Source organism: Govania unica (assembly GCF_027920805.1).
GTDB lineage: Bacteria > Pseudomonadota > Alphaproteobacteria > Sphingomonadales > Govanellaceae > Govanella > Govanella unica.
On record NZ_JANWOI010000003.1, the window covers coordinates 269,989 to 286,310 of the forward strand.

Sequence of the window (16,322 nt, forward strand, 5' to 3'; positions counted from 1 at the left end):
ATGACTAAAGAGTCGACGTTGGATCGTATCTTCGTGCTGGAACTCGTGCGTGTGACCGAAGCGGCAGCGCTGGCTGCGGCCAAGCTTGTCGGGCGCGGCAATGAAAAGGACGCCGATGCGGCGGCCGTCGATGCCATGCGGAGCGCGCTCAATCAGCTGGATATGGATGGCACCGTGGTCATCGGCGAAGGCGAGCGCGATGAAGCGCCGATGCTGTTTATCGGTGAAAAGGTCGGGACCGGCAAAGGGGTTGGCGTCGATATCGCGCTGGATCCGCTGGAAGGCACCACCATCACCGCGAAGGCGCAGCAGAATTCCATGGCCGTGATCGCCATCGCCGAAAAGGGCAATCTGCTGTATGCCCCGGACGTTTATATGGACAAGATCGCTGTCGGTGGCGGCTATGCGCCGGGCATCGTCGATCTGGATCGCTCGCCGGCTGAAAATATCGCGGCGGTGGCCAAGGCCAAGGGTGTTGCTGTTGAAGACGTGATGGTCTGCATTCTCGACCGGCCGCGCCATGCGGAGCTGATCAAGAATGTGCGCGATGCGGGCGCTCGCATCATGCTGATCGGCGACGGTGACGTGGCGGGCGTGATTGCGACGTCGGACCCGGATAATACCATGGTGGATATTTACATGGGTTCGGGCGGGGCGCCGGAAGGTGTTCTGGCGGCGGCGGCACTGCGCTGCATTGGTGGTCAGATTCAGGGCCGCCTGCTGTTCCGCAATGATGACGAGCGCGGACGTGCCGTGCGTTGCGGCATCAGCGATTTCGACCGCAAATATTCGACCGAGGAAATGGCCAAGGGCGATGTGATTTTCGCCGCGTCGGGCGTGACCAATGGCTGGCTGCTGGATGGCGTGAAGACGCTGCCGGGTGGCAAGCGCTATAGCACGAGTTCGGTGGTCATGCGCTCGCGCTCGCGCACAGTGCGCTGGGTTAAGGGTGAGCATTCCTTCGATCGGAATGATTGAGGACTGAATAGATGTCATTGCCGGGCGTGGACAGCGGCAATCCATTTTTGTCGGCGGGTTTGTGGGTTGATGGATGGATTACCGGGTCAAGCCCGGTAATGACAAATAGTTTAGATACGCTGCCATATGCGTTTCAGATAAGCTGTCATGCGCTTAAATAAGCTGTCATACGCGGGCTTGACCCGCGTATCCATCTGGCGGCCGGTTGCGGGTGGCGACATGGATTACCGGGTCGAGCCCGGTAATGACAGTTTAGTTTAGGTGAGTGTTATACATTCAAATAAGTTGTCATACGCGGGCTTGACCCGCGTATTCATTTTGCGGCTGGTTGTGGGTGGTGGCATGGATTACCGGGTCAAGCCCGGTAATGACACATAGTTCGGTAATCACATAGTTCGGTAATCACAAGGTTTCTGAAGTAGGAGTTTGCGCGCATGGAAACGGATGATCTGGTTCTGGGTGTCGCGCAATCCTTGCAGGGGCGGGCCTGGCGATTTCGGCCTGCGTTGGAGCGGCAGGTGGGGGCGTTGCGGCAGACGCTGCATATTCCGGAAATGCTGGCCCGGGTTCTGGCCGGGCGCGGGATCGAACTTGACGACGCCGCGGAATATCTTAATCCATCTTTGCGGGCGTTGATGCCGGATCCGTCCGTTCTGCAGGATATGGACAAGGCCGCCGCGCGGGTGGCGGAGGCTATAATTGCTGGCGAAGAGGTTGCTGTCTTCGGCGATTATGATGTGGACGGGGCCACGTCCTCGGCACTGTTGCAGCGGTTTTTTGTGGGCGCGGGCGGGCGGTTGCGGATTTATATTCCGGATCGTATTGCCGAAGGTTATGGCCCGAATATTCCGGCATTGCTGAAACTGAAGGCTGAAGGGGTGGCGCTGGTCATCACTGTGGATTGCGGTATTTCCGCGCATGCCCAGTTGACGGCGGCGCGGGATGCCGGGCTTGAGGTGATGGTGGTCGATCATCATATGGCTGAACCGGCGTTGCCGCCTGCTGTGGCTATTGTCAATCCGAACCGGTTGGATGACGACAGCGGGCTTGGCTATCTGGCGGCGGTCGGGGTGGCATTTTTGTTATGTGTTGCGGTCAACCGGGCGTTGCGGGCGCGCGGCTGGTATGGCGATGCGCGGCCGGAGCCGGATCTGATGGCGCTCCTTGATCTTGTGGCGCTTGGGACTGTGGCTGATGTGGTGCCGCTTGTGGGGCTGAACCGGGCGCTGGTGTCGCAGGGGCTCAAGGTCATGGGGCGGAGCGGCAATATCGGCTTGCAGGCGCTGATGAAGGTGGCGCGGCTGGATGAGCCGCCGGGGCCTTATCATCTTGGCTTTCTGCTGGGGCCACGGGTCAATGCGGGCGGCCGTGTGGGGGAGGCGGAGCTTGGCGCGCGGTTGCTCACCACGTTGGACAGCATCGAGGCGGCGGAGCTTGCACAGGCACTTGATCGGTATAACGGCGAGCGGCAGGCCATTGAGGCCGGAGTGCAGGATGATGCGCTCGCGCGGCTCTTTACCAAACATGGCGGCGAGCCTGCGGGGCCCATGGCCTTTGTGGCGGGTGAGGACTGGCATCCGGGGGTGATCGGCATTGTCGCCGGGCGGCTGAAGGAACGGTATGAAATGCCGTCGCTGGTCATTGCTATCGACGATCAGGGCATCGGCAAGGGCTCGGCGCGCTCGATCACGGGGGTTGATCTTGGTGCGGCGGTGACGGCGGCGCGGCAGGCCGGGATTCTGATCAATGGCGGCGGGCATAAGATGGCGGCCGGTCTGACTGTGGAGGCCGCGCGGATTCCCGAATTGGAAGCCTTTTTGATCGATCGTCTGAGCGAGCCGTTCCATGCGGCGCGGGCGTCCCGGGCTTTGCTTCTGGATGGCGCATTGTCGGCGGGGGCCGTGAGCATCGAACTGATTGAACAGTTGTTGCAGGCCGGGCCATATGGCGCGGGCAATCCGAGCCCGCGCTTTGCGCTGCCGCACATGAAGGTCGCCTTTGCCGATGTGGTGGGCGCCGATCATGTGCGGGCGACGTTTGAGGGGCTCGACGGCAGCCGCATCAAGGGGGTGGCGTTTCGCGCCGCCACCACGGATATGGGGCAAGCTATTCTGACCGGCCATGGGCGGCGGTTTCATGTGGCGGCCAATCTTAAGATCAACAGCTGGAACGGACGCCGTACGGCGGAAATTCAGATCGAGGATGCGGCGCTGGTTGGTTAGATATGCTGGTCGTTATTTTTGACGGTAGTGATGAGTCTGGTATGGAAAATAGCATCCTGTCGGCCGCGGTGGGGGAGGACGTGCGAAAAAACGCCGTCCCTCGGAAAAGGGACGGCGCAGAGGTTGTGACTTTAACGAAATCAGTCGGTTTTTTTAACGCAATCTGCTTCGGTGACGAGACGCCGTGCAGGTGCCGCGGTGCGTCCGCTGGCGATCAGGGCTTGCAACTCCGCGAATTTGATGGCGAAGGTGCAGCCATAGATATGGATCGGCGCAAATGGAATTGTCGACATGATGCGCAGTCCATTGGTGCGGTCACCATGAAGATAGACCTTGTATGCGGTCGACATGGATCCATGTTTGGCCATTAGAAGGGCCAGGAAGCGATTGCGCTCGATCATATAGTTCCAGTATTCGCTAGGCAGGTTAAGGAGCGGAACGCCCGGACCGACAAGTGAGGTGCAATATGTTGCACTCACAAGTTCAGGGTTGGGCATTACGCTAATCGTTCCGCGCTGCGCAGCCTCGATCAGCGCATGCAAGTCTTTGTCTACGACTTTCTTTGCCGGTGTTCCCGCCACGATGTTATTTGGCAGTTCATTATGCGATGCACAGGCCAGCAAAAGCAGGTCGGTGATCGTGCAGGACGTGGTCAAGGTTTCGATGAATGTTGCAAAGGACGGGGAAAATAGACCTGCTTCGGCATCTCTATGCAGAGGTGGGGCGGCGGGATTGAGGATACTGAAAACTTCGATACACATGCCGACAGTATTCATTTGTTCGGCTGTGGGGTTTGCAACAAAGCGGAATGTGCCGGTTCCGAGATGCGGTTCGTAATAGAGAATGGCGCCGCCATTGAAAGCGTAGGTGGCGTCTCCTTCGGCTTCGGTTGGGGTGCAGAGCAGGCGTTTCAGATCGATGATGATCGGTTGGTACTTGATGAGCTGGTAGCTCAGCAGCATACGCATCGGGGCATAAAAACAATGGCTCAGATAAGTAGTGCTTTGCTGTACGGTCGCGAAGGGGTGCTCTTCGAGCAAGCGCCAGATCGTGAAGTTCAGGGGTTCCGGAGCTGTTAAGGGCAACGGGCGGTGGTCCATATCGAATTGAATGTTTTCATAGGTGCAAACACTGCGCGCCACATATTTCATATAGGCATAGGAATTGTCGGCAAGTTCCTTGATAACGCTCACAATCATTTTCGATTGCAATGGAATGTCCCGTTCTGTCTGAATGCCGGAGAGACCGAAGGGATCCATGCTGCGAATACGGTTTTGCGTCATGATCTTGCAGGCGATCAAATAGGTTTTGGCATTGAATTTTGGAATTTCATCTCTTTTGTAAAGTTCGATCCATGGGATAAGCCGATCGCAAACGGATTCGAAGAATGGTGAGCTTGATGTGATCATATCGCACAAGCCAGTGAGTATATTTGTCAGGTGTTGATATTTGACAAGGTCAGGACCTTTTTTTCCGCTGCACTCGCGAAAGGCGGCGAGCAGTCCATCATAAGTGGCGACTACGGAAAAATCAGAAAGACTGGTGATGATGTGCCTGATGTTGAGATAGGCATCCAGTTGCGCACGAAGCTCGCGGATATCACCATCACATAATTGTGAGAGAATATAGCGCATTGCATCAGTGTGCAGATCAATCACAAAAGGCACGCGCCATTGGCAACCGAAATCGCCAATCACCGGATCGAGGCGATGCAGTTTTCCGGATAGAAGATCATAAATCGCATCATAGAGACATAATTTATCGAAGGCGATCCGATATTGCGTGAGGTCAAATGCAGGCGCTTTGGCTGGGCCTGGCCGACCTCCTGCTCCTGCTTTTCCCTTTGCCGGTGCCTTTGCCGGTGCCTTTGCCGGTGCAGCTGCAGCACCTTCAAGGATATGGATCTGTGCCAGCAGACGACCCGTGAAGATGGTGATGAATGCTCCCGTGTTTGCAGGCGTGAAGGCGACGTCGGCACCAAATTCTTCTATGGCCAACGGGTAAATCATTTTGTAATAGGTCAGAAAATTTACAATTTCTGGCGGGGTTCGATCTGCGAACAAAGTTCTTAAACGAGCTTGATCGGGCGTGCTTAGAGGCATGTCGTTGGTCAAGTTCAAGAAGAAGAGAAAATCGTCTGGATCAGCGTTCCTGAGTTGAAGGATCACACGATCAAGCAAAATTTGAGCGTCGGATTTTGGCACAGAACTACTACTGCTGCTACTGCTGCCGGAGCCGCCGCTTACACTTGGGGATGCAGGAGATGGACTGGCTTTGGCTGGGGCTTTGGCCGGGGCCTGGAGCGTTCCGATGCTTCCCAATAGTTCTGCATTCAACAGGCTACAGAATTTACGCGGAGTTTGGACTTCGAGATTTTGAAATTTTGCCAGGGCAACAGTATGACATGCGTTGTAATAGTCCGAAAATGTCCGAAGATCGTCGGGTGCAAGATTTGCGAGCAGGTTCTCATGTCCTTCTGCCCGCAATGTCGCATTGAGTTCTTGAAGAACCGGCTGACTAAAGGCCGGTGCGTGATCTTCGCTAACGCGAGCGAGGAGATTGGTTAAGGCTTTATGCGCGCGTATCAAGGAGGATGTCTGTTCCATGATAGTCCTCTCATTTTTACCGTTTTGGCAGTCTCGAAATATTTCAAGACTAATCTACTGACGGTAGAGAGGTCGGTTTTGTGATGTGAAAAAAAGAACGCCACTCCAATGTCTGGAGCGGCGTTTGCAATAGTCGCGGTGTGGAAAAGATGCTGTGGCGCAGGCTTAGGGAGCTGCGAGGATTTCAATCGGTTTGAAATCTTCAGCGATGTCGAAGGCCTTTGGTCCAAAGGCGGCAAGGGCTGCGGCCGTGCGCATTTTTTCGGGCGCACTGACGCCGATGATTTTGACGCGCTGACCGTATTTCAAGGCCTGGGTCGGAATGGGCTCGGCGGTTTCGCGATCGACCACGCAGATGAGATCGGGGACCACCGCGCGCATGATTCCGTCCACGCGGATAATGAGATTCTCATTCTGAAAGACGAACTCCGCCGTGGATGGCTGTCCGTCGAGACTGGCGAGGGTGCAGCGGCCGACGGAAAAGCCTTCGGAGGTGCTGCGATCCAAGTCGGTGATCTTGCCGTCGAACAGGACATGGGCGTGGGGATAGGTCGTGGTGCCGCGCAAATAGTTGATGAGCGATGTGACCGGATCGCCTTTCATGCGGCCTTCGCGGATGGACGCGCCGATGCCGCGCGCGAGTGTGAGCGTATGATAGATCGCGGCTTTTTTCATATCGCGGCCGGACATGGGGAAGCAGGCGATGAAGACGCGGAGGCCCATTTGAATGGCAAGCGCGCGGGTCATTTGTTCGGCTTCGGTGTCGGTGCCGGCTTCGATGATGGAGCAGTTCAGATGTTCATCGGTAATAACGAGCGGTGTCGCGCGAATGCCATGCACGCTGAAGCTGTTCATCTGCAATTCGGGAAAGGCGCGGCCCATGCCATCGGCATCGATCACCGGAAGATTGCGGCGGGCGCCGAGCATGAGCGGCACGAGCGAATTGCTGCCGCCAATTTCGGCGGGAATGAGGGCGTCGATCGGACGTCCCAGATACTGTTCGAGTTTGGCGAGGGCGTGCGTGATTTCGTCGCCGCAGATGAGCTTTTCAACTTGAACCGTCGGTGCACCGAACCCGGCAATGGAGCAGATGAGGGCGTCGTCATCCACATCTTCGGCGGCGATGATGCGCGGGGCTCCGAATTCGCGAAAAGCTTCGCGCGCGATCAGGCGGCCGATATAGGGATCGCCTCCGCCGCCGGTGCCAAGAAAGGCCGCACCGCGTGCGAGGTCTTCGAGGTCGTCGATGTGAATGCTGTTGGTCATGTGCGGTGTCGGGTCCTGGATTTTCATGAGACGAGTTTCGGGATGGTGAAGCCCTTGATCGCTTTCGGCGATGGCGGGGGCCAGGCAATCGAACTTTGCGTGAGGCCAAGCGAGATCAGGCCGAAAGCTGTCATGACCGCAGTGCGGAGCGGATTGAGAACCGGCGCGGGATAGCCTGCGTCCTGAAGCGCCGCTGAAAGTTTTTCGCTGATGCCCAGAAACCCGGTGCAGCCGAGCAGGATCACACTGGCTTTGTCCTGGGTGAGGGCAAGCAAGGATTGCTCGGTCAGCTTTTCGATCAGCAGTGTTTCGTTATGGGCGATGTCATTGACGGCGATATCAATGGGGCGCACCGAGGCAAGTTTGTCCTGGACGCCATAAATTTTTGCATGATTTTCAAGTATCGGGCAGACCCGGTCGAGAATGGTCACGACACTGAATTTATGGCCGAGCATGGCGGCCATATGCATGCCGGTTTCGCCGGGACCGAGAACCGGAATGGACACGGCCTCGCGGGCGGCGTCCAGGCCGGGGTCACCCATGCAGTCGATGATGACGGCATCAATGCCTTCGTTCTGCGCTTCGATGGCGCGGCTCACGACGCCGACCGCTGAGAGCGCATCATCGAAGGCGCTTTCGATCGAGGCGGGCCCGGTGTCGAGGCCGACTTGCGAAAAGGTCACGTCGATGAAATTGTCGAGGCCAGCAAGCTCGTCCAGTTTGGTCGGGCGCGGCGTGGTATGCGGGGTGATGATACGGATTTTTTTGGTCATGTCAGATGTCCTCTTTTTCCAGATGGAGTTTTGAGGACAGGGACGACAGGCGGTTCAGGCCGAGATAAATCAGAAAAGCGGTGGCGATGGCGTCACAGGCCGGTATCCCGGACAGGCTCACAATGCTGCGGGCGGAAAGTGTGCCGATGGCAATGGCGCTGCCCCAGGCGACAAAGGCAGTCCAGGAGATGCGCGGGCGATTGTGAAGGGTGCTGAGATCATAGACCTGCCGCCGCAACAAAAAGAAATCGGCAAGATAAATCCCGGTGATGGGCGGAATGGTGATGCCGAGCAGCATGAGATAGGGGCGTAGATAATCGCTGATGCCAAAGACGGCGAGGGCAATGCCGACGGTGCCGGCGGCGATGACAACGCCCCATTGCGGCAAGCGTTCAAGAATGGTGGCGAGGCCGAGCGAACCGGAATAGAGATTGCCCGAATTGGTCGCCCAGGCCTTGAAGACCAGAAGAATGAGGGCTGGCGCGCCGAGCCCGAGACTGGTCATGATGATGACGATGTCTTTTTGCTGCGTGGCCACACTTGGGATCGCGGCCAGTAGCAGAACAGCCGGGAGGCCGATACCGAAGGTGACGCCGGACGCGAGGCGAGCATCACTCGGGGTGCGGGCGAAGCGGCTCAGGTCGGGGAAAATGGTGACGCTTGTGGCAAGTGCCCCGGCAATGGTGGAAATGCCGAAGCCGAGACCGATGGCATGGTCGGGCGTTGCGAAAAAACTCTCCATGGAGAGTGCGCGGGCTCCGAGCCAGGCGGTGATGCCGAGCATGATCATGAGCAAGGGCACGGTGATGTCCGACAGCCGTTGCAGCGCTTTGAAGCCATACATGGTGGTGATCACCATCATGATGCCGCCGATCAGAATATAGACTTGCGGCAGCAGATGAATATCGAACAAGGTGCTGGCGATATGATTGACGCTTTCGCCGAAAATTTGCGCGGTTACGCCAAACCAGCCGAGCAGGGTCAGCGCCAGGACCACATTGATGAGACGCCCGCCAAGGGTCCCGAATGCGAACTGGGTTATGAGCGAGGTGGTGAGCCGGGATTTTGCCGCGACCGTGCCCGTCAACATGCCGAGCGTCATCAGCATCAGCCCGCCAATCAGAATGGCGAGGGTGCCGCGACCGAGGCCGAGCGCGAAACCGATTTCCGCCCCGGTGATGAAACCAGGCAGGGCGATCACGATGCCGATCTTGATCAGCGCGATGCGCCAGCCGCTGACTGTTTGGTCAGCAGGCACGGCGCTATGCGCGTAATCATCGGATTTGAATGCTCCGGCCATGGCGGGTCCTTGGTTACATCCCGCGGTTACGGGTTTGAACTGACTGAGCCTTGAGAGCAACGGGGGAATGGCGGCGGTACCGCCATTCCCTATTGCAGGATCATATTAGAACTTGTAGCTGGCCTCAACACCGTAGCTGCGCGGTTGGTTTGGAACGCGCAGGTCTGCTCCGGTGATTGACATGTTGGTGGCCCAGCGGGTGTTCGTCAGGTTCTTACCCCAGAGGGCGACGCTCCATTGCTCAGCTTCGAGCGAGAGTTTGCCGTCGACGAAGTCTTTGGTGCCGGTGCGAATGGTGTTGGTCATATCAAAAAAGAAACCGCCACGACGCTGGTACGCAGCATAGAGCACGAGATCCATGCCGTCAGACACAGGCTGTTTGTAGGTGGCCGCGGCATTGAAGGTGAAGGGTGGCACCAGCGGCGATTTGTTGCCAACGGCGAGTTCGGTGCCGATCAGAACGGCATCGGGTTTTACCTCCCTGATGATCGAGTCGACGAAACCAACCCCCATGGTGAGGGTGAGCTTGTCGGTCGGATGGGCATTCACTTCAAGTTCCATCCCATCGATGTCGGAGGAGGGAATATTGATCGTGCGCGACAGCGCCGGGCCCGTCGGGTTGAACACCACAAAGGACAGGAACTGGTTGGTGTATTTGATATGGAAGAATGACCCGTTGACAGTCACGCGGTTGTCGGCGAACGCGCTTTTGAAACCGACTTCATAGTTTTTGGTTTCTTCGTTGTCGAACTTGAAATTCTGTTGGAAGCCGCCCGCCCGGAAACCTGTCGAATAGGTGGCGTAGGTCATGATGTCCGGCGTCCACTGATAGGACAACTGGACCTTTGGCTGAAGCTTTTTGAACTTTGCTTGGGCGAACGTATTTATACCCAGGCGATTTTCCGAGTCCTGCTTATCGTGATCGTAACGCAGCGAGACAGAGAGATCGAGCTCATCGGTAAAGTGATAGCTGCCCTGACCGAAGACGGCCCAAGCTTCACCATGTGTGAACAGGTCCAGATTGGCGCTGAGTGGCAGGATCATATGGTCGCCAAGAAGGGGGCCTACGCGCACAAACTGTGTGGTTCTTTTTTTCTGGTAGAAACCGCCGAACAACCATTGGAGCGGACCGTCGCCATTCGATGTCAGGCGCAGTTCGGTGTTGCGGATATTGGTGTAATAGCGGACATCCTGTCCCGTGCCGAGCGGGTAGGTGACGCCGCCAACGGTTACGGGAAGGTTCGTGTAGTCGGAATCACCATAGACATTTTGCCGCACATCGGCCCAGCCGGTGATCGACGTGAGGGTGGCGAAGCCAAAGTCATAGTCGATCTTGAGCGAGGCATCGCGGAAGCGGGTATCCTCGCTGCCGATGATGTTGCTGGTGGCGCCTGGGTGCGTCACGTCATCGAGATTGGAATACCGAACGACGCCGGGAGCGAGCCCGGTTATGCGAGGGACTTTATCCTGAATGCAGCAGCTATCGGTACCGTCAGACCAGGAGCCGCGCAGGTTCACTTTGAGAGCTTCGTTGCGATATTGGAGCTGCGCGCGCCCGAGCTTCTGATCCCCGAAGCTAATGCGCTGGCCGCGGCTGTTTTTAATCAGGCCATCGCTGTCGCGATATTGGCCGCTCAGCCGGAAGAACAGCATATCCTGGACAATGGGGCCCGAGACGTTGGCGTTGATGCGGTAGCTGTTGGCATTACCGTAGGAGCCCTTGATCGACCCTTCGAGATCATTGGTCGGCTGTCGGGTCACGATGTTGAGCGCGCCGGCGATGGCACCCTGACCGAAGAGGGCACCCTGAGGACCTTTCAAGACTTCGATGCGTTCGATGTCGATCAGATCCTGATTGAGGAAATCGTTCGAGCTCATCTGGACGCCGTCAATGATGATGGCGACCGGCGGCAAGGCGCCCTGCGCGCTTGACAGGCCGCGCATGGTCATGAAGCTTTCGTTCGAGCGAAAGGTTTCACGGACCAGCAGGTTTGGTGTTTGGCTGGCGAAGTCACGTACGTTGTAGACATTGGCGCGTTCGATTTGCACGGCGCTGAACACCGTCATGGATTCAGGAACTTCCTGAAGTTTTTCGGCGCGTTTACGTGAGGTGACGATGATTTCTTCGATGGTGCCGCTGTTCTCCGCCGCCGCGGCGGGGGCGGCGAAAACGGGAGTGCCGTTGAAGGCGATCAGGGCCGTAGTGGCCAGAAGCCCTGCTGTGCAAAGAGTTCTTGTGATCTTGGTCATTGTCTCGTCCTTATCCTCCATACTATGTGTGATGCTTGTGGCACACGTTTGTTTTTTGTTTTTGATCAGGCCGTCAGAGAGAGTTTGCCCGCCGCTTTGACGCGGATACGGACAGCACCGCCCGGAACATAGGCGAGCGGAATTTCTTCGAGATCGAGCACGCTGACGGTGCCCGGCGCTGCTCCGGCGTCGATTGTGGCGCGGATGGCTTTGTCGCGGGCATCGGCCAGGGAATTTTCGCGGCCGGTTTTGGCATAGTAATAGACGTGATCCACTTCGCCGCCGACCTGCGCGATGGCGGCGCCGATGGCGTTGGCGACCGAGGCGAATTCCGGCACGATCATGTCGGAGACTCCGGCGATCGGGCGCGAGATCAGCACCGCGCCGCCGCCGACCAGAATAAGCGGCATCTCAGCGGCGCTGGTTTTCATACGGTCGATGCCTTCTTCGACGATGCGGTGAATGCGGGCGACCGCCGTCTCCACAAGCGCGGGCGGCAGATGGCTGACGCGCGCGGCCTCCCCGATGTCGGCGTAGCCTGCGGCCACGGCGATGTCCGTGGCGGTCAGGCTGTCGCCACCGAACACCAGCGCTTTTTCGCTGAGGCGGAAGCCGACCGATTGCGGGCCGATGACGGACGGGTCTTGCGGTGACACCAGGCTGCCGCCGCCGAGGCCGATGGCGAAGATATCGGGCATGCGGAAATTGGTGCGCACGCCGCCGATGTCCACCGTGACCGAAGATTCACGCGGAAAGCCGTTCGCGAGCAAGCCGATATCCGTCGTGGTGCCGCCGATATCGACCACAAGGGCGTCCTTGATGCCGGACAGATAGGCCGCGCCGCGCATGCTGTTGGTGGGGCCGGAGGCAAAGGTCAGGACCGGATATTTTTCGACGAACTCCGCGCTCATCAAGGTACCGTCGTTCTGGCTGATGAAGAATGGCGCGGTGATCTTGAGATCGAGCAGGGCTTTGCGGAACGAGGTCACCACCTTGGTGGAGAGATCCGCAAGGCTCGCATTCATCACGGCGGCGTTTTCGCGTTCGAGGAGACCGAGCCGCCCGATTTTATGAGACTGGGTGATGCGCACATCGGGAATGATATCGCGCAGGATGGCTTCGGCGCGGTCTTCCATATGACCATTGACCGGCGAGAACAGGGCGGAGATGGCAACGGTTGAAATGCCGCGGGCCCGGAAGGCGCGGGCGGCGTCTGCGATGGCTGTTTCATCGAGCGCACTGTTGATGCGGCCGTCATATTGATAGCCGCCCCGAACCATGAAGACATGGTCGCCGATGGCGGCGTGAAGATCGGCGGGCCAATCCACGAGTGGTGGCAACCCGCGCGTGGCGGGAAGTGCGATGCGGATGATGCCGACGGGCAGCAGATGACGGCGTTCGACAAAGGCGTTGGTGAAATGTGTGGTGCCGATCATCACGCATTCGATGTCTGCGGGCGACACTTTGGACTGGGTGAGAATTTCAGTGATGGCGGTGATGATGCCGCTTGAGACGTTATCGGTGGTTGCCGTCTTGCGCCAGGCCCGAACGCGCCGCCCATCCATAAGGACTGCGTCCGTGTTGGTGCCGCCGACGTCGATTCCGATCCGCATAATATAAGGTCTTTCGTTTGGGGTCTGATGTCAGCGTCTCCCAAAGGATGCGGTGATGCAAAGCCTACCAAGAGTAGCGAACGGGAAAAAATGAGGAGGTGCACGTGTTGCGAGCAAATCTGACAACACCACTCGATCAGGTAGGTTTTTGGGAAAATATCTATATATAACAGTTCGATCTGAGATTTGATCAGATCAGGCCGTGGCGCTTGGCGGCTTGTACGGCTTCGGTCCGGGAGGACACGGACAACTTGGAATAGACATTTTTCAGATGATATTTAACGGTATTTTCGGTCAGGGTGAGGGCGCGGCCGATCAGTTTGTCGGATTGACCGAGGGCCAGTTGACGCAGAACCTGAACTTCGCGCGGCGACAGGGCGGTGTAACTTTTTGACGCGCGCGAGCCCACGTCGAGCACGGCGAGAATGTCGGCGGCATGGCTGCGTGCGGTTATGTCGCTGTGGCTGTTGAGCAGATACTGTTTGAGGAGCGGCACCATGGCGGCGCCTTCTTCGTGGAACATGCGCTGATAGCCAGAGCGCGCCGACAGCGCGAGGACCGTGCCGAGATGGCCGAGCGCGGTTTCGGTGTCCTTAAGATCGGCGAAAGCGAGCGCGGTGAGCGTTCCGATGCGGATCGAGGAGCGCACATGACGCCGGGCACGCAGGCGTTGCAACTGCGGCGGAAGGATGATGGCGAGTTTGGCCGCCTCGCCCTGGCGGAGGGCGAGACGGGCGAGAGCGGTGAGCACGGCTTCTTCTTCGCGCCAGAGCGAGCTTTGGTGCGGCGTCTCGGGGCTGAGGACGAGACCGCCTGCGTGAGCGGCGGCGGCGGCCTCGTCCGTGAAACCCGAGAGTGCGAGGCAACTGACGCGGGTGGCGTCGAGCAGGGGCTTCAGGCCCGGTATATGGCGTTCGCTCGCCATATGCCAGGCGCTGTCGATCTGGTTGAGCGCGGCGTCGAGGCCCTGGGACGCAAGCGCGGTCATGGTGTTGGTGACATGCTGGGCGGCATAGATATCGTACCAGCCTTCGGAATGGCGCAGCTGATCGCCGTTGCTGCGCAGACGCCGTTCGGCCAACGGCAGATTGTTGCTTTCATAGGCGAGCTCGGCGAGGAGCGTGTTCAACTGCATGTTTTTGGGACGGTCATCGGTGAAATGCTTGCGGGCGATGGCTTGGGCGCGGCCATAGGACGTCTCGGCCGCATCGGCCATGCCTTGGGCCATATTGATGACGCCGAGATGGAGGTGGCTGTAAAACTCGCCATGAAACAAGCCGGCCTGGCGGTAATGATCAATGGCCTCATGGGAGGCGGCGACGGCGCGATCGAACAGCCCGCGCTGAACGCAGGAAATGCACAACAGGTTTTTGACATGGGCCTGGAACACATGATCATCGCCTGAAATGCTGTGCACCGTGCGCTCATAGGCATCGAGATAGGCATCGCTGGCCGCACGGCCTTCATTGAACATCAATGTCGATTCCACCACCAGCCCGTCAAGCCGCAGGATCGCGGGATCACCGCCCGAGGCGTCGAAGGTGAAATCCTGCGTGTCTGTGCGCACCGTTTCAAAAAGACGGCGGGTGGCGGCATTGGCGCCATCTTTTGCCAGCACCAGAGCGCGCAGCAGCTTGAGACGGGGAAAGCGGGCGAGAAGATCGTCGGACAACAGTTCGTCAATGGCCTTGAGGCGGGCGAAGCCGTGGCGAATCCAGATCTGCAGCGCGCCCGCCTCGACCACAAGCTGGCCGGCGAGATCGAGATCGCCCGCGAGCAGGGCGTGGCGGAGCGCGCGCGGCAGATGCTGACCCTGGGCATGCCAGAGGGCGGCGGCGCGGTGAATCTCCGTCTGCCGGGCCGGGGGCAAGGAGCTGAAGGCGGCCGAGAGCGTCTCACGAATGATGGGATGCAGGCGATAGGCCCCGACATCGCGGTCGACGCTGATCAGGAAGGGCTTGAGGCTTTCGGTTTCAAGGAGCGCGCGCCAGCCGTCGCTGTGGCCAAGCACACGTTCGACCGCGCCGAGACTGAGACGATCCAGAATCGAGGCCTCGATCAGGAAATCATGCAGGGGACGCGGCAGGACAGCGAAGATCTGTTCCGATAAATAGGCGGAAATATCTTCATGGGCCGGGCTGAGCGAAAGCGATCGTGTGGGATGTGTCGAACCGCGCAGCAGTTGAAGCGCCACCGGCCAGCCTTCGGTCTGGCGGTCGATGTTGCTCAGATCCTGACGGCTCAGCTGCGGTCCGAACAGTTCGCTGATCTCGTCCTGGGTAAACCGCAGTTCGGTGGCGCGCAGTTCGGCCAGCAGCCCTTGCGCCCGCAGGGTGGCGAGGGGCAATGGTGGTACACGGCGGGCGGCGATCACGAGGCGCAGGTTTTCAGGGGCCCAGCGCAACAGCGGGGTCATGATGGTTTCGACCGTGGGGCCGGGGAGATGTTCGACCTCATCCAGCATCAGGACGGTTTCCACGCCGTCACTCGCAATGCTGTTCAGCAGCTGACGCAGGCGATGTTTGGCCGTCGCCTCGTCAAGAATGGCGGTTTTGATGAGGTCGGGGGCCAGTTTGACGCCGGCGCGGCGCAGGCTGTGCAAAAAGCAGGTGACAAGATCGCCGGGATTGCCATCGTCATCATCAAGCGACAGCCAGGCGACCCGGCGACCGCGCTTTAAAAGCCGGTCGCGCCATTGACCGAGCAACGTGCTTTTGCCATAGCCCGCAGGGGCCGTGAGCAGCACCAGGCGGCGTTTTTGCAGGCTGTCGAGGGAGTCGAGCAGAGCATCGCGCGTGAGAAGACGCGTTTGCTGCACCATGGGCGCAAATTTGGCCACGGCCACCCCGCCGGACTGAGCGGCGAAAGGTTGCGCACTGGATTTCTCCCCAGCCGTTCCTTTTTGTTTCACGAATGGGCCCCCTGGAGCCTCGGTTTCATTTGAAATTCAGTATATCCCTGAGATGATTAAATCCAAGAGCGAAAATCAATGTGGCTCATAACTCGTAAAAGATGAATTTGCATGGTTCGGCGCGGGACGGCAAAACTTCTCGGGCAGGAGGGGCAGTTTCTGCTTGACGGCGGCCGGTAAAAACGGCATTTGAGGGGCCGTCCAAGTCCCCATCGTCTAGAGGCCTAGGACACCGCCCTTTCACGGCGGTAACCGGGGTTCGAATCCCCGTGGGGACGCCACACCTTTTGCATCAGAAGGTTTGGCAAAAAGGAATGCGCGAGACGCGTTCTGTTTTTATTTTGTATCTTGAAAATTTAGAGTGAACAGGGCTCGGGCCGCTGTTTTCTGGCACCTTGATGTG

General features: G+C 58.5%; 9 protein-coding genes and 1 tRNA gene. 3 read left to right on the forward strand and 7 right to left on the reverse strand.

Annotated features, from left to right (window positions below; translation table 11 throughout):
* Complete coding sequence (glpX, locus tag NYP16_RS09125; protein ID WP_279347206.1) at positions 1-978, forward strand: class II fructose-bisphosphatase; 978 nt, start codon at positions 1-3, stop codon at positions 976-978.
* Positions 979-1,412: 434 nt separating this feature from the next.
* Positions 1,413-3,200 carry a single-stranded-DNA-specific exonuclease RecJ gene (gene recJ, locus NYP16_RS09130; protein ID WP_274943824.1) on the forward strand — a complete coding sequence of 596 codons (1,788 nt, stop codon included), beginning with the start codon at positions 1,413-1,415 and terminating at the stop codon, positions 3,198-3,200.
* A 140-nt stretch (positions 3,201-3,340) separates the two neighbouring features.
* Here the strand turns inward: recJ and NYP16_RS09135 are convergent, their stop codons facing one another.
* From NYP16_RS09135 to NYP16_RS09165, 7 genes are all read right to left on the reverse strand, one after another.
* Complete coding sequence (locus tag NYP16_RS09135) at positions 3,341-5,806, reverse strand: hypothetical protein (protein WP_274943825.1); 2,466 nt, start codon at positions 5,804-5,806, stop codon at positions 3,341-3,343.
* A gap of 165 nt (positions 5,807-5,971) precedes the next feature.
* The gene (locus tag NYP16_RS09140; protein WP_274943826.1) at positions 5,972-7,072 is read right to left on the reverse strand and encodes a DUF917 domain-containing protein; all 1,101 of its coding nucleotides are present in this window, start codon (positions 7,070-7,072) and stop codon (positions 5,972-5,974) included.
* A gap of 23 nt (positions 7,073-7,095) precedes the next feature.
* Positions 7,096-7,845 carry an aspartate/glutamate racemase family protein gene (locus tag NYP16_RS09145; RefSeq protein ID WP_274943827.1) on the reverse strand — a complete coding sequence of 250 codons (750 nt, stop codon included), beginning with the start codon at positions 7,843-7,845 and terminating at the stop codon, positions 7,096-7,098.
* 1 nt (position 7,846) lies between these two features.
* Positions 7,847-9,145, reverse strand: a complete 1,299-nt coding sequence (locus NYP16_RS09150; RefSeq protein WP_274943828.1) for a cytosine permease — start codon at positions 9,143-9,145, stop codon at positions 7,847-7,849.
* 105 nt (positions 9,146-9,250) lie between these two features.
* Entirely contained in the window at positions 9,251-11,395 is a 2,145-nt protein-coding gene (locus NYP16_RS09155; protein ID WP_274943829.1) for a TonB-dependent receptor, read from the reverse strand.
* A 65-nt stretch (positions 11,396-11,460) separates the two neighbouring features.
* On the reverse strand, positions 11,461-13,008 hold the full coding sequence (locus NYP16_RS09160) for a hydantoinase/oxoprolinase family protein (RefSeq protein ID WP_274943830.1): 1,548 nt from the start codon (positions 13,006-13,008) through the stop codon (positions 11,461-11,463).
* Positions 13,009-13,198: 190 nt separating this feature from the next.
* Positions 13,199-15,919 (reverse strand): LuxR C-terminal-related transcriptional regulator, encoded by a 2,721-nt coding sequence (locus tag NYP16_RS09165; RefSeq protein WP_274943831.1) that lies wholly within the window; start codon positions 15,917-15,919, stop codon positions 13,199-13,201.
* A gap of 205 nt (positions 15,920-16,124) precedes the next feature.
* On the opposite strand from NYP16_RS09165, the gene NYP16_RS09170 reads away from it, so the two are divergent.
* Positions 16,125-16,200: transfer RNA gene (locus tag NYP16_RS09170), tRNA-Glu, on the forward strand.
* Positions 16,201-16,322 lie beyond the last annotated feature (122 nt).